Consider the following 14,609-nt stretch of genomic DNA (forward strand, 5'->3'; position numbering starts at 1 on the left):
TGAGTGTATGCCTAAAAAAATCATTAAAAAGTTTATGCCTGATCACCATACAATCAAAAATAATAAGCATTTACAGATATTTGGCGATCTACTTCACAACGGAAATTTATGGCATTTAAACAGACGTTCAGTCGCAAAAGCTTTTGCTGTCGGTTTGTTCTGTGCTTTTATTCCAGTACCGTTTCAAATGGTTTTAGCCGCAGGCATAGCCATTATAGTACATGCAAATTTACCCCTTTCAATTGCCTTAGTTTGGATCACTAACCCATTGACAATGCCAGCAATTTTTTATTTTTGCTACGTTGTGGGCACTTGGATCCTAGGCGCATCAGAAAAAGCCTTTGTTTTTGAAGCAAGTTGGCAATGGCTTGTTGAAAGCGTTTCAACCATTGGCCCTGCTTTTATCTTGGGGTGTGGTGTGCTCGCTACCTTGTTTTCTATTATTGGTTACTTTGGAATACATGCGCTTTGGCGTTATTCAGTTGTCAAAGAATGGAAAAAACGACTCACTCGAAAAGTGACCAAGTAATAAGCATCCAAGTAAATTCTCACAATAAAAAATAGCGAGTTTTAATTTTCAACCAGCATAAAACTAGCCCCTAGCATGAGGCGCTTTAATGAATTCTGATGCATTTCGTTATTGAACTGTCCTGCAAATAGATAAAAATAGTTAAAGCTGCCCTAGCACTTGCGCGGGGTCTACTTTTGTAGCACGCCATGCTGGATAAAGCGTCGCTATGAAAGTTAAAAATAGTGCGGTTGAAATGGTGATCATCACATCACTTTGATTAACATAAGTAGGTAGAAAATCGATAAAGTAAACATCACCAGATAAAAATTTTACACCAATAAAGCTTTCAATCGCCGTCGAAAATTCGGTTAAATTTTTCGCTAAATACACCCCTAAACTACCACCTACAACACAACCGAGTATGCCATTGGTAATGCCTTGTAAAATAAAGGTCAGCATTATAGTAGAAGAGCGTGCTCCCATGGTTTTTAAAATAGCAATATCACTTTTTTTCTCATTAACCGACATGATCAACGTTGATACGATATTAAAACTTGCCACCGCTATCACCAGCACTAAAACGACAAACATCACCATACGAACCAGTTGAATATCGTTATATAAATGCCCTTGCGTGCGCGTCCAATCATAAATATATAAATAATTATCAAGGCTGTAAGCAACATTTCGCGCAATGACCGGCGCATTAAAAACATCATCAACTTTTATGCGTATACCTTGTATTTCGCCATTTTTAAAATGAAGAATATCACTGGCTAGCTTTAAGGATACATAAGCTTGATTACTGTCTATTTCACCACCAAATTTAAATATTCCAACGATGGTTAAGTTTCGTTTGGTCAGTGCACTTACCTGTTGATTGCTCTGTTTGCCTTGTTTCAATGGCGGTAATAACATTTGTACACTGTCGCCAAGTCCAACGTTTAACTTCTTCGCGATCCCTGCACCAATTACCACACTGTTTTCTTTATTTAAATCTTGCCAAGTGCCTGTATCAATATAACGACCGATACTTGAAACAGTTAATTCTAACTGAGGATCTACCCCTCTTAACTCCAACCCTTTTAAATGTGCCCCTTTTTGCATCATCCCCTGCATTTTAATTACAGGTGCAGCGCCGAGCACGTTAGGATTTTCATTGACGTTATTAATCACGTTTTGCCAGTCTTCCATCGGGTCATTGACAGAAATTAATTCACTGTGTGGCACAATAGAAAGTAGGTGTTGTGCCAATACTCTTTCAAAACCGTTCATAGCGGAAAGCACTAATATTAAAATCATGACACCTAAGGTAATACCTAACGTTGACGAGGCGGAGATAAACGAGGTGAACCCTTTTCCTTGTCTATTGGCAATATATCTTAGCCCGACAAAAACACTTAACGGCTTAAACATCATTCATTATCCACTAATGGTTTTAGCTGACCGTGATCGAGTTGTAACTGTCGGTCCATTTTTGCCGCTAACGTTAAATCATGAGTAACAATAACAAAACTGGTTTGTACCGTATTGTTGAGCTCTTTTAATAATTGATAAATTTGCTCTGCGGTATCAAAGTCTAAATTACCTGTAGGCTCATCTGCTAACACTAAGGCAGGTTCAGTCACCAATGCTCTACCAATAGCAACACGCTGTCTTTCTCCTCCAGATAATTCAGCTGGACGATGATGACTTCGATGCGCCAAACCAACCTTTTCTAACATATTAGCAGCTACAGCTTGCGCCGATTTAACACTATCTCCTCTGATTAATAGAGGCATGGCAACATTTTCTAAGGCAGAAAATTCCATCATTAAATGGTGAAACTGATAAATAAAGCCAATGTGCTGATTACGAAAAGACGCTTTTTCTTTCTCAGATAACTGGTGAATATTGATATCGTTGATAAAAACCTCACCAGATGTTGGGCTATCTAAGCCGCCCGCTAAATGTAAAAAAGTACTTTTACCACAACCTGAACTGCCGACGATAGCCAGTAACTCACCTTTTTTAACGGTTAAATCAAGGCCATGTAAAACAGGCGTCTCTACTTTTCCTTGAAAATAGGATTTTTTCAATTGTTTACAATGTAAACCGTTACTCATTACGAAGTACCTCGGCAGGTTGAGTATTGGACGCTCTAAACGCCGGATATAAAGTCGCTAAAAAGCTCATTAATAGTGCCGAACTAGCAATAATAATGACATGATTAACTTGTAAATCTATGGGTAATGCTTGCGTGGTATACCCTGCACCTAGGACATTCATGCCCAAAAAGGACAACAGTGAATTTAAATTCAACGTAATTAAAATGCCAGCTACAGTCCCTAACAAAACTCCCCACACACCATTGATCACACCTTGGCTAATAAATATTTTAACAATGCCGGCTCTGTTCATGCCAAAGGTTTGTAAAATAGCTATTTCACCTTGTTTATCAATCACCACCATGACTAAAGCAGATACAATATTAAATGCCGCAACGGCGATAATTAAGCTTAACATCAGCCACATCATATTTTTTTCCATTTTTACAGCAGAAAATAACACCCCTTGGCTTTCATTCCAGGTAGTAAAATTAAACTGACTTAACGGTGGCAAAATATTATCAACCACCTGCTTTGCTTGAAACGCATCATCTAAATACAACCTTAATTGGCTGATTTCATCAGGCTGCTTTCGTAAAAGCTTAGTCAAATCACGGCCATGAACATAAACGACACTATCATCAACTTGCGAACCCACGTTAAATAGGCCAGTTACAGTAAATGTGCGCTGCATTGGAATACGTCCCATGGGGGTAAACGTTGTTTTATTCGGCAAGACCACTCGTATTTTATCCCCATAAACTACGCCTAACTTACGGGCTAATGCTTGGCCAATCACCACAGAGTAAGGTGATTTTTCTAGAGATAAAAACGTCCCTGCGATCATACTTTGACTAACAAGACTGTGAATTTCTTGCTCGGGGAAAACGCCTTGAACTATCACACCTTGTAATGTGTTATTAGATAAAACTAATGCTTCATTTTCAATAATAGGCGTGACACGTTCAACATGCGAAAGAGTGGAAAGTTGCTGTTTGACCGTTTGCCATTGTTCAATAGGTTTATGAGCTTCTTTATTACTCACAATAACATGAGGCACTATGCCTAAAATTCGCTTTTTAAGTTCACCTTCAAAACCGTTCATCACTGAGACAACAGTAATAAGCGCAGCCACACCAAGCAAAATACCAATAATAGAAAAAAAGGTGATAAAAGAAACGAAACCAGAAGGATTTCTGCTTCTACTATAACGAAGACCAATAAAAAAACTAACAGGATGAAACATTGAGTAATCTTTTACTTTATTAACGTTGTGTTTTTAATACAAATTTTTGATGACAAAAGCATATCACAAACCAACATTTATTAACGAATTATTCGTTTAGCGAGATTTTTATATTTGGCTGAAAGTATTGTAAATATTGATGTACATGTCGACCAAACATATATGTAACTAGATATGTCACAAGGTAGCTTTAATGTTTATAGCCCTTTATTATTTAGCGCTATTTTCCTATCAAAGATACAAATATTCAATTTTATTTGCCCATTAAAAGAGTAAAAACAATGAAAAAAATAATAACAAGTGCCGTCTGTTCTTCTCTATTGTTTGTTGCTGGATGTAGCACAAAATCAGAAGTCACTGAAACCGCTTCAGTTGAAGCGCCTGCCGTGAAAAAAACAGTATTAGCCTCTGGAATTGAACAAGCCAATATGGACACCTCTGTTCGCCCACAAGATAACTTTTATCAGTACGTCAATGGCGGCTGGTTGAAAGCAAATGATATTCCTGGCGATAAAACATCCATTGGTTCATTTATGGATTTACGTGATGAGGCTGATAGTAACGTAAAAGTGATAATTGAAGAGTTAGCCTCAACGGCTAATTTAGTACACGGCAGTGATGAGCAAAAAGTCGCTGACTTGTTCCGTTCATATATGGACACTGAAACAAGAAATGCCGCGGGTATTCAACCTATTGTTCCTCTTTTAACAGCCATCAATAATTTGAAAGACAAAAGTGCTGTGGCGCGTTTTATGGGTGAATATCAAGCTAAAGGCGTGGCTAGCCCGTTAGCATTTTATATTAGTGTTGACGCAAAAGACTCAAGTAACTATGCCAGCCATATTTGGCAAAGTGGTTTAGGCTTACCTGACCGCGATTATTACTTTAATGAAGCAGAACGTTTTGCCCAAATTCGTGACGGTTATACCAAACATATCGCAAAAATGTATGCCTTAGCAGGTTTAGACAATGGTGAAACGGCGGCAACCACTATTATGGATATGGAAACAAAACTTGCTGGTTTCCATTGGACACGTGTTGAGTCAAGAGACAGTAATAAACGCTATAATAAATTTGCCGTAACTGATTTATCAACATTAACCGATGCTTTTGATTGGCAAGCATATTTAGCTGGGCAAGGTGTTGCTCAACAACAAGAAATCATTATTAATCAACCAAGCTTTGTTAAAGGTTTTGGTGAAGTATTTGCTAATGCTTCTTTAGCTGATATCAAAACATATTTAACCTTCCACACCATCAGTGGATTCGCAGGGTATTTATCTAACGAAATTGACCAAGAAAATTTTGATTTTTATTCAAAACAGCTTCGTGGTCGTAATGAACAACGCCCGTTGTGGAAACGAGGCGTATCTGTTGTAAACCGTAATTTAGGTGAAGTGATTGGTAAAGTGTATGTTGCCAAACATTTCAAACCTGAAGCTAAAGCACGAATGAGTGAGCTGGTTGAAAACTTACGTTCCGCTTATGGAAATAGCATCAATGACCTAGAATGGATGTCAGCGGATACTAAGCAAGCCGCTCAAGTTAAATTAGCCGCTTTTACGCCTAAAATTGGTTATCCTGACAAATGGCAAGATTATAGCTCGCTTGAAATTAAAGCAGACGATATTGTCGGCAATATCATTCGCGCCAACACCGCTGAGCATCATAAAGAAGTGGCTAAATTAGGTGGTCCAATTCAAAAATGGGAATGGGGCATGACACCTCAAACGGTAAATGCGTATTACAACCCTACTGTAAATGAAATAGTTTTCCCTGCGGCTATCTTACAACCACCATTTTTTAATATGTCTGCTGACGATGCTGTCAATTATGGCGGCATAGGCGCAGTTATCGGTCATGAAATGGGTCATGGTTTTGATGATCAAGGAAGCAAATATGACGCGGAAGGTAATTTAAAAAACTGGTGGACTGATAGTGATTTATCTGCCTTTAAAGAGCGTACAGATGCTTTAGTTGCTCAATATGACGCTTATCAAGCGTTCGATGATTTACATGTAAATGGCAAATTAACCTTAGGTGAAAACATTGGTGATTTATCCGGTTTAAGCATTGCCTATAAAGCTTATAAAGCTTCATTAAAGGGGAATGAAGCTCCAGTAATAGACGGATTAACGGGTGATCAACGCTTTTTTATGGGTTGGGCTCAAGTATGGCGTTTTAAAATGGTTGAAAAATCATTACGTAACTTGATTGCAACTGACCCACATTCACCCGGTAATTATAGAGCCTTAGGTATTTTGTCAAATATGCCTGAATTCTATCAAGCCTTTGACGTAAAAGAAGGTGATGCTATGTATATTGCCCCTGAGAAACGAGTGAAAATTTGGTAGTTCATGATTGAACGGCTTCATTTCCATAAAAATGCCAGCATGAAAGCTGGCATTTTTATTTTTCACTATTAATTTAATATTCAACTGAATTTAATTTAACACTCAACTGAATTCGTGTGAAATGATCAATTCAACGTTGAAATTATTTTAGGCGAGTCAAGCCGGGAATATCGGCAAGATCAAAATCATCGATCTGTTCTGGTGAAGAAAACTTATTAATATAGCTTTCATACACCTTTGAATGAACAAAGATATCGAATAAATCAGGATCTAAGCAATTTCTCTTCACCATATTTCCCATAATAGTTAAACATTCACTAACTTGTTTTGCTTTCTTATACGGTCTATCCGCAGATGAAAGCGCCTCAAAAATATCTGCCAATGCCATTATTCTTGCAGGCACCGATAACTGCTCTTTCGTTAACCCTCTAGGATAACCTTTGCCATCCATGGTTTCATGATGACCTAACGCGTATTCAGCAACATTTTGCATGTGTTTTGGAAATGGTAAACCTTCTAAAATATCAAGGGTTACATCCATATGCCTTTGAATAACTAATCGTTCTTCGGTATTTAACGTGCCACGCTTTATCCGTAAATTATAACTTTCGTCTTCATTTAATAATGGCTGAGTTTCACCGTTAATACTTAGATGATATCGCTTAGCTAGGGTTAATATGCGCTCTTCATCTTCATCATGTAGAAATTCACCACCAATGTTCACGGTTTGTAAAAAGTTACGATCACGGTTTAGTTGCTCTTGCTCTGTGGCTTGTGCTTGTTCTAATGCCGCTAATTCGTCTGTTTTACCGGCTTTAAGTGCATTAATAACTTGCTGTTGATATTTAATGTCAATATCACGACTGACGATTTCAAGTTTTGCTAAGACATACTCTATTCGATCAAAAATCGCTTGAAGTTTTGTTGATTTATCAATGACATGATCTGGTGTCGCCACTTTTCCGCAATCATGAAGCCAGCCGGCGATCCCAAGCTGATACATTTCATTATCAGAAAAAGATACCGAAGCCAGTGGTCCCTCCGTTTCTTCATGCACTGCTTTAGCAAACATTAATGTTAACTCAGGTACTCGTTTACAATGCTCTCCGGTGTGTGGAGATTTTTCATCAATCACGCGGGCAAGCGTCTGAATAAATGATTGAAAAAGTTCTTCTAGGTTTTCAACTAACGATTTATTCGTTAACGCTATCGCGCCAACAGAAGCAAATGAAAGACATTGATGTTCAATTTCTTTTGAAAAAGGCACGATCCCATGCTCATTTTGTGCGTTAATCAATTGAATAACGCCGACAATTTCATTGGCATGATCTTTTAAAGGAAAAGTTAGCATTGATTGGGTGCGATAACCGGTTTCTTTATCCATTTTTCTTGCGGCACTAAAATCAAACGGTAAGGTGTCATACACGTCGTCAATATTAATAACCTTGCCACTCGTCACCGCATTAACCACGATGGCAGCAGTATTTGGTTTTCCATCAACCATTAAAGGAATGCCCGAAAAATTAACCGGGTTATTTGAACTACCGCCTAAATGTAAGCCTAAAGTGTGATTAATCACCGTTTGGAACTCTAACGATTCATTACCATTCACTAAATAAATGGTGCCAGCATCGGCATTAGAAACATCTAATGCCGCTAAAAGAATTTTTTCTAACAGCAAATGAGTATCTTTTTCACCGTTAAGTTGTACGCAAATATCAACTAACTGTTCGTGAGCTGATTGATATTGATTATTCTTTTTCATAACTAACTCGCTATTTCGTTAGATGGCTATATGTACCATCCCACTCTGTATCTAAGATACTTTCCTTCAATTCTGAAATCCTATCGATATAAATATCATATAAATGGTTTGATAACAGACTCTGATTTTTTAATTCAGAAAATATCTTTATTGCACTATCCCATTCTTGGGCTAAATAGGCTCGAATACCTGCATGGTGTTTGTCGAGCATTAAACATATTTCGTTAGATTGATCTGCTTTCAATCCGATAGGTTCATAAATAGTGGTCGGTTTTTGTTTACCTTTTACTCTGATAGTATCAACCTGTCGGCACAGCATCCCCTGTTTTGTCACGGCCTGATAGGTTTGCTCTGAAATTAAGAGACTAACCCCATAAAATTTAGTTAAGGATTCTATTCTAGAGCCTAAATTAACTTCATCACCAAGTACAGTATAGGCTTTTCTGTATGTAGATCCCATATCACCGACTATCATATCGCCGGTACTCACTCCAACACCAATATTAATTGCAGGCCAACCTCGTTCTTTAAACTTTTTCGACATGGCCTGTGTTGTTGCAATCATTGCAAGTGCTGTATCCACAGCATGTATTTCATGTTGATCATCATCAAGTGGAGCATTCCAAAATGCCATCACCATATCACCGACATATTTGTCGATGGTTCCCTGCTTTTCAAAAATAATACGCGTGTTTTCTGAAAGGTATTCGTTAATAAATTCACTGAGTTCATCAGGAGTAAAATTTTCTGATAATTGGGTAAAATCTCGAATATCCGCGAATAATACTGACATCACCCTTCGCTCTGGCGTTAATGAAATGCCCTTACCTGTCGCTAATAACTTATCAATGTAAGCGGGTGGCACGTATTGATCGAACACCCCTTTTATATGTTTACGACGATAGTTTTCGAGAAAAAAGCCAACGCTACCAAAATATAAAGTTAACCAAATAATGACAAGTAATAATTGCGATTGCGGCAAACTGACTTTAAAAAAGAGCCATAATGACCAATTCACAGCCAAATGAATAATTAGCGCAGCAAAGCAAATATAAAAAATGCGCATTGGCCCTTGGTTATTCATTAAAATAGATAAAACTAACCCAGTAATAAACAATAAAATAAATTGTATCGCTAAAGTGATATCTGGCTCGACAGGAATAATTTCAGGGTGCATTAACCCTTCAAAAACATTGGCGTGTACTTCTACTCCGGGATACTGAATACCAACCGATGTTGCTCTAAGATCAGCAAGACCTATCGCAGATGTACCGACAAATGCCACCGCCCCTTCCAACTTTTCAGCGGGTACCCGATTTTCAATGACGTCGGTGGCAGATATATATTCAAAACTCTTTTGCCCCCCTTTGAAAGGGATCAACACTTGCCCTTTTTCATTGGTGGGAATTTTATGATCACCGAAACTCAATGATTGTAGCCAATAATTACGGTTGTTTAATTCACTTTCTGTATTGATTTGATCACTTAAGGTATACACTCTCGCCGCCTCTAGTGCGAGTGACGGATATAATTTACCTTGGTAATTAATCACGAGTGAGGCTTTACGAATAAAACCATCACTTTCAGGTACAGAATTTATAAAACCCGAGCCAGATGCATTTTGACTAAGGACATCAATATTTTTCAACACCTTATTATATTGCGCAATATCACTAACACCATCTACTGGAATTTCCCAATTCACATGACTGGCTATACTGTCTGTTCTTTCCGTTGCCTGTGAGTTTGATGCATTTTCATCATCGAACATCATTCCAAGCACAACTTCCGCATTCGTAATAGAGTGTGACAGCTGTAAATCAGCATCAACACTTTGTTTTAACGTAATGATTTCTTTAAGGAACTGGGGTGTTAACTGTTTATTTTTGTCAGTAATAACATCGACAGGATTGTCTTCTGGCTCAGGAAATACAATATCGAACGCAACAACAACAACGCCATTTGCCATTAAATTATCGACTAACTGACTAATTTTGCTTCGACTCCAAGGATATCGTCCTTGTTCGGCTAAGCTCTTTTCATCAATATCGATAATAATCACATTTTCATCAAACTGGCGAGGTGTTTCCGGCAAAGTCGCCAGTAATCTAATATCGTATAAAATACCTTCGATTCTTTGAAAAAGTTCTTGGACATCTTTTATCGCTATAAACCCTAAACTGATCACTATTGCGGTAATAATTAGCCCATTGAGAAAATGTTTATAGCCTTTATTTGCAATCATACAGTATTCGGTAATTCAACTTGAGTGCCTTCACGTGCAAACTCTATGGCTAATTTATCCTGATATTTTGTACGAAGTGTTGCTTCAAGGGCTAATAACTCATGATCACTTCTAGCAGGGTCGTGACTTATAAAGTAAAGTCGTTTTACTTTAGCTTGCAATGCCAATTCAACAACTTGGTCAACCGTACTATGCCCCCAACCTTGTTTTAATGGCATATCTTTTTCAAGATATTGCGCGTCATGAATAAGCACATCTGCTTGATCAATAAATGCTAGCCACTCTTGCCAGCTTGTAACGGGCGGACTAACAGGAGAAAGTTCATTATCGGTGACATACGCCACTTTTTGATTATCAGCATGTAAACAATAAGCGGTGCCACCATCGGGATGAGATAACGGCTGGGTCGTTATTTCAAAAGATGCTAACGAAAAAGCATCTTGTTTTGCAAGTTCCGTGTCTAGCTGAATAATTGAAGGTAAATCTTGATATTTTACCGGATGAGTTGAGCCAGACATTTGAGTAAGGATGGCATCTTTGTCGTCGTAATCAACATTTCCTGTAACAATAGATATGTGACGATTTTCTTGATAGATAGGTAAAAAGAAAGGGAATCCTTGGATATGATCCCAATGGTTATGTGTTAGCAATAAATTAATATCATCAGACGTATTTAATAGTTTTTTACCTAAAGCGACAATGCCAGTGCCTGAATCTAATATAAGCGAATCACCCTTATTTGAGGTGACATAAACACATGACGTATGACCGCCTAAAACAAGGGAATCTTCACCTGATACAGGTGTAGACCCCCTAACACCATAAAATGTTATTTTCATACATTTCCTTAGGCTAATTTCTCATTTTTTATTGGTAGACGTATCACTTAGCATTATATTAGAGCGATATTACAGCAATTGTCACGGTTGCTGTTGACTTACCAGCACTAGGGTTTTCATCGTCATAGATTTCATAAACAAAACTATCTGTCCCTAAAAAACCAAAGTTAGGCGTGTATTCAAAACTACCATTTTTATCTAATTTAGAAAGCTCACCATATTTAACATTCGTAATAGGTGTTTCAGTGACTTTTAAATCACCACCTTCTGGTTCAAAGTCATTATCTAGGACATTCCCTTTTAATTTATCTCCAATACCAAGTACCGTAATAATGGTATAACTATCGTCAAAAGCTATCGGAGAAACAATACTATTCAAAACATTAATCGAAACAGTTGCTTGAGATGTTGCTCCTTCAGGGTCTTTTACTTCATAAACAAAGCTGTCTGTACCGTCAAAATTTAAGCTCGGTGTATAAACAAAGGTTCCATCTTCCTTTAAACTTAAAATACCGTTTGAAACGTTATTTACTGGAGTAGTAGTCACTGTTAATTTGTCATTATCCTCATCTTTATCATTTAACAACACCGAGGAACCTGACAATATTGCATTTTCATCCATCTCAAAACTATCATTACTAGCGATAGGAGCAACGTTAGTAGAAATAATATTGATATTAACGCCCGCTTTTGCCGTTCCACCTTGGCCATCATTTACTTCATAGATAAAGCTGTCCGCACCGTTAAAGGTCGGTCTTGGTGAATAACTAATGTCACCATTACTATTTAAATTTAACGTGCCATTAGCCACATCTGAAACCGGAGTGGTAGCAAGTGTTAAAGTATCATTATCCACATCGCTATCATTTAATAAGACATTTATCCCTTCTATTGCACTATTTTCAAAAACACTGAGAGTATCATCAACCGCATTTGGCAGGTCATTTATCGCATTAATAACTAAACTGACACTCGCTTGATCAAACCCACCTTGGCCATCACTGATGCTATATGTAAAACTATCATCACCATTAAAGTTACTGGCTGGTGTGTAAACAAAGCTTCCGTCAGAAAAAAGTGTCAATGCACCATGACTTACATCATTTACCGGCGTTGTTTGCACCGTTAAAACATCATTATCTTCATCACTATCATTTGCCAAGACTGATTGGCCATCAAAGACAGTATCTTCATTTAAACTAAAGCTATCATTAACGGCGATAGGGTCATTATTTATTTCAATGGTAGTATTTACGGCCACAATCACATTGGCCGTTGCCGTTAAACCATCGGGTTCGGCAATCGTGTAGGTAATGTTGGCAACACCTGAGTAATTTTCTTCAGGTTGGTAAACCAACTTTTTATCGACAATAGAAACAGTCCCCGTATCAACAGTGGCACTTTCAATGGTTAATTGGCCGCCATCTAAATCAACATCATTAGCTAATACATCAATAGTGACTGAAACGCCTTGATCGGTTGAAGCGAAATCATCCAGTGCTAGCGGTGCGTCATTTTTAGCACTCACCGTTAAGGTCACTTGTGCCTGACTCGTTAACTGACTCTCATTCATAATTTGGTAAGTAAATGAATCGACACCATTAAAGTTTGCTACTGGCGTATATTCAAAACTACCATCGTCGTGAAGCACCACGACTCCTTGACTAGGTAAATTAACAACGACAGGATCCACAGCAATAGAGCCACCATCTGGATCTGAGTCATTAATCAGCAAACCCTGCTCAGCATCTACAAAGAGAATCTGGTCTTCTTCAAGTTGATAATTATCATCATTTGCAAGCGGCGCATCAGGCTGAGATAAAATATTAATCGACACCGTCGCTTGTGCCGTTTTACCTGTAGTACTGGTTATTTGATATTGAAATTGATCAACCCCAACATAATTACTTTCCGGTATATAAGTAAATGTACCATCTAGCGATAAATTTAATTGTCCGTGCTGAGGTTCAGTAATAAGCGTGTCATCTAGTTGAAATTCAAATCCATTCGGCTCTTGATCATTACCTAAAATGCCATTAATTGTTGTGTTCACTACTAAAGTAATATCTTCATTGGTTTGGTAACTATCATTGTTGGCAATCGGCGCAGCAAATTCTGCTGAAGATAAAATAGTTACCGTGGCACTATGAGTCCCCCCTTGTCCATCAGAGATTTGATACTCAAAGCTATCACTGAGATCAAAGTTGCTATTAGCAACATAAGTAAAACTACCATTATCATTCAGATTAAGACTACCGAACTCAGGAGCAGTAATGGGCGTCGGTTCAACGACTAAAGTATCGCCATCAATATCACTATCATTACTTAAAATACCAGGACTACTAACAGCAATATTATTATTGGCTGATAAGGTATAAACATCGTTCAGTGCAACAGGAAGGTCATTGACCGAATTAACGGTTAAGGTTACTAAAGCTTCACCTTCTAACCCTTGTTCATCAGAAATAATATAGCGAAATGAGTCATTGCCAAAAAAGTTCTCTCTAGGGGTATAGGTAAACTCCCCAGATGCATTTAATTCAAGTTCGCCTTGTGTTGGCGGAGTTGCGGCAAGTTCAACGGTTAATTCGCCCCCTTCAGGGTCTTCATCATTAATTAACACATTGCCCGATAACGATTCATCTTCATTAACTTGAAATGAATCTACCCTTGCTATCGGCGGTAAATTCACTTCAACAAATTGGCTCGGGATTACGATAGGCGCTGTCATACCGCTTTCACCGCCATTATTAATTGCCGTGACGATAACATAATAAGGTTTATTTTCATCTTGATCCGTAAGCTGAATATTAGTCGCCGTTTGAGATAAAAATTGCACGCCATTATCGAGTTCAAGGACATTGGCTCGAGTAAGATCTGCATCAGTTGCTGCATAAATATTATAACGTTGAGCTGAATTTGCAGCCCCCCAAGTTAAAGAGATAGTCCCGTTTTCTCTCACCGCACTTAACGAGGGAATAATAATAGGTTGCCAATTAACACTGAGCGTATCCGCTAACGTTTCATTGTCTTGACTATCTTTTACAATTAATTCAATGCGTAAATCGCCAGATTGCTCACCTGATAATTGAGGATTTAATCCTGTCACGGTAATTTCTGAATTTTCAAGACAAGAATCAGTACATAAAATAAAAGATCGATTGATCTTAGGAAGATATAAAGAGAGTTGTTTAATACCATCTGGATCTTGCGCTGTGACCCCTAAGGTTAAATTTCCTACCACAGCTGCAGAGCCAGTTGCACTTCTAATCGTGCCTTGTGCATTCGCAAAACTAGTTTTAACTACCGCACTTTTGGTAAGCGCCTGTCCTTCTACTTGTTGTTTAACCGGTTTATCTTGTCCAGACATGCCAGCTAATGACACAGTATTTTGTAGTTCTACCGGTGCTACAGTTACTGGAGGCTCAGGTTGGATATTATTTTCTTGCGCAGTTTCAGACGAGCCGCCACAGCCCACTAAACAGACTAACGATGTAAGGGTAATGATACTTAATGTACGCATAAAGCTACCTCTTGTTCGGTTTTATTCAAACGATAACAT

At 38.1% G+C, this 14,609-nt stretch carries 9 protein-coding genes; 2 read left to right on the forward strand and 7 right to left on the reverse strand.

Features of this window, described 5'->3' with window-relative positions:
• Positions 1-7 precede the first annotated feature (7 nt).
• A complete protein-coding gene (locus RM573_RS02660) occupies positions 8-529 on the forward strand; it encodes a DUF2062 domain-containing protein (RefSeq protein WP_311576816.1) in 522 nt (173 codons plus the stop codon).
• A gap of 141 nt (positions 530-670) precedes the next feature.
• Here the strand turns inward: RM573_RS02660 and lolE are convergent, their stop codons facing one another.
• Genes lolE through RM573_RS02675 form a run of 3 tightly spaced genes read right to left on the reverse strand, consistent with a single transcriptional unit; the run spans position 671 to position 3,844 of the window.
• The gene (gene lolE / locus RM573_RS02665) at positions 671-1,930 is read right to left on the reverse strand and encodes a lipoprotein-releasing ABC transporter permease subunit LolE (protein WP_311576819.1); all 1,260 of its coding nucleotides are present in this window, start codon (positions 1,928-1,930) and stop codon (positions 671-673) included.
• Positions 1,927-2,616, reverse strand: a complete 690-nt coding sequence (gene lolD / locus RM573_RS02670; RefSeq protein ID WP_311576822.1) for a lipoprotein-releasing ABC transporter ATP-binding protein LolD — start codon at positions 2,614-2,616, stop codon at positions 1,927-1,929. Before lolD ends, lolE begins: the two co-directional genes overlap by 4 nt.
• The gene (locus RM573_RS02675; RefSeq protein WP_311576825.1) at positions 2,609-3,844 is read right to left on the reverse strand and encodes a lipoprotein-releasing ABC transporter permease subunit; all 1,236 of its coding nucleotides are present in this window, start codon (positions 3,842-3,844) and stop codon (positions 2,609-2,611) included. The genes lolD and RM573_RS02675 overlap by 8 nt, the downstream gene beginning before the upstream one ends.
• 281 nt (positions 3,845-4,125) lie before the next feature.
• Here RM573_RS02675 and RM573_RS02680 point away from each other — a divergent pair, with 281 nt between their 5' ends.
• Complete coding sequence (locus RM573_RS02680; RefSeq protein ID WP_311576828.1) at positions 4,126-6,198, forward strand: M13 family metallopeptidase; 2,073 nt, start codon at positions 4,126-4,128, stop codon at positions 6,196-6,198.
• A 142-nt stretch (positions 6,199-6,340) separates the two neighbouring features.
• On the opposite strand, the gene RM573_RS02685 is transcribed toward RM573_RS02680, so the two are convergent.
• From RM573_RS02685 to RM573_RS02700, 4 genes are read right to left on the reverse strand one after another with little or no spacing between them, the layout of a single operon-like run.
• A complete protein-coding gene (locus RM573_RS02685) occupies positions 6,341-7,963 on the reverse strand; it encodes an HD domain-containing phosphohydrolase (protein ID WP_311576831.1) in 1,623 nt (540 codons plus the stop codon).
• Positions 7,964-7,973: 10 nt separating this feature from the next.
• Positions 7,974-10,208 carry a CHASE2 domain-containing protein gene (locus RM573_RS02690; RefSeq protein ID WP_311576835.1) on the reverse strand — a complete coding sequence of 745 codons (2,235 nt, stop codon included), beginning with the start codon at positions 10,206-10,208 and terminating at the stop codon, positions 7,974-7,976.
• Complete coding sequence (locus tag RM573_RS02695; RefSeq protein WP_311576838.1) at positions 10,205-11,047, reverse strand: MBL fold metallo-hydrolase; 843 nt, start codon at positions 11,045-11,047, stop codon at positions 10,205-10,207. Before RM573_RS02695 ends, RM573_RS02690 begins: the two co-directional genes overlap by 4 nt.
• Positions 11,048-11,105: 58 nt before the next feature.
• Positions 11,106-14,570, reverse strand: coding sequence for an Ig-like domain-containing protein (locus RM573_RS02700; protein ID WP_311576842.1), 3,465 nt, complete (start codon positions 14,568-14,570; stop codon positions 11,106-11,108).
• Between the last annotated feature and the right edge of the window lie 39 nt (positions 14,571-14,609).

This window comes from Thalassotalea castellviae (assembly GCF_031846185.1).
Classification (GTDB): domain Bacteria; phylum Pseudomonadota; class Gammaproteobacteria; order Enterobacterales; family Alteromonadaceae; genus Thalassotalea_H; species Thalassotalea_H castellviae.

Coding starts and splice junctions, on each gene's coding strand:
- RM573_RS02660 (WP_311576816.1), top strand. CDS start 8: ATGCCTAAAAAAATCATTAAAAAGTTTATGCCTGATCACCATACAATC.
- lolE (WP_311576819.1), bottom strand. CDS start 1,930: ATGATGTTTAAGCCGTTAAGTGTTTTTGTCGGGCTAAGATATATTGCC.
- lolD (WP_311576822.1), bottom strand. CDS start 2,616: ATGAGTAACGGTTTACATTGTAAACAATTGAAAAAATCCTATTTTCAA.
- RM573_RS02675 (WP_311576825.1), bottom strand. CDS start 3,844: ATGTTTCATCCTGTTAGTTTTTTTATTGGTCTTCGTTATAGTAGAAGC.
- RM573_RS02680 (WP_311576828.1), top strand. CDS start 4,126: ATGAAAAAAATAATAACAAGTGCCGTCTGTTCTTCTCTATTGTTTGTT.
- RM573_RS02685 (WP_311576831.1), bottom strand. CDS start 7,963: ATGAAAAAGAATAATCAATATCAATCAGCTCACGAACAGTTAGTTGAT.
- RM573_RS02690 (WP_311576835.1), bottom strand. CDS start 10,208: ATGATTGCAAATAAAGGCTATAAACATTTTCTCAATGGGCTAATTATT.
- RM573_RS02695 (WP_311576838.1), bottom strand. CDS start 11,047: ATGAAAATAACATTTTATGGTGTTAGGGGGTCTACACCTGTATCAGGT.
- RM573_RS02700 (WP_311576842.1), bottom strand. CDS start 14,570: ATGCGTACATTAAGTATCATTACCCTTACATCGTTAGTCTGTTTAGTG.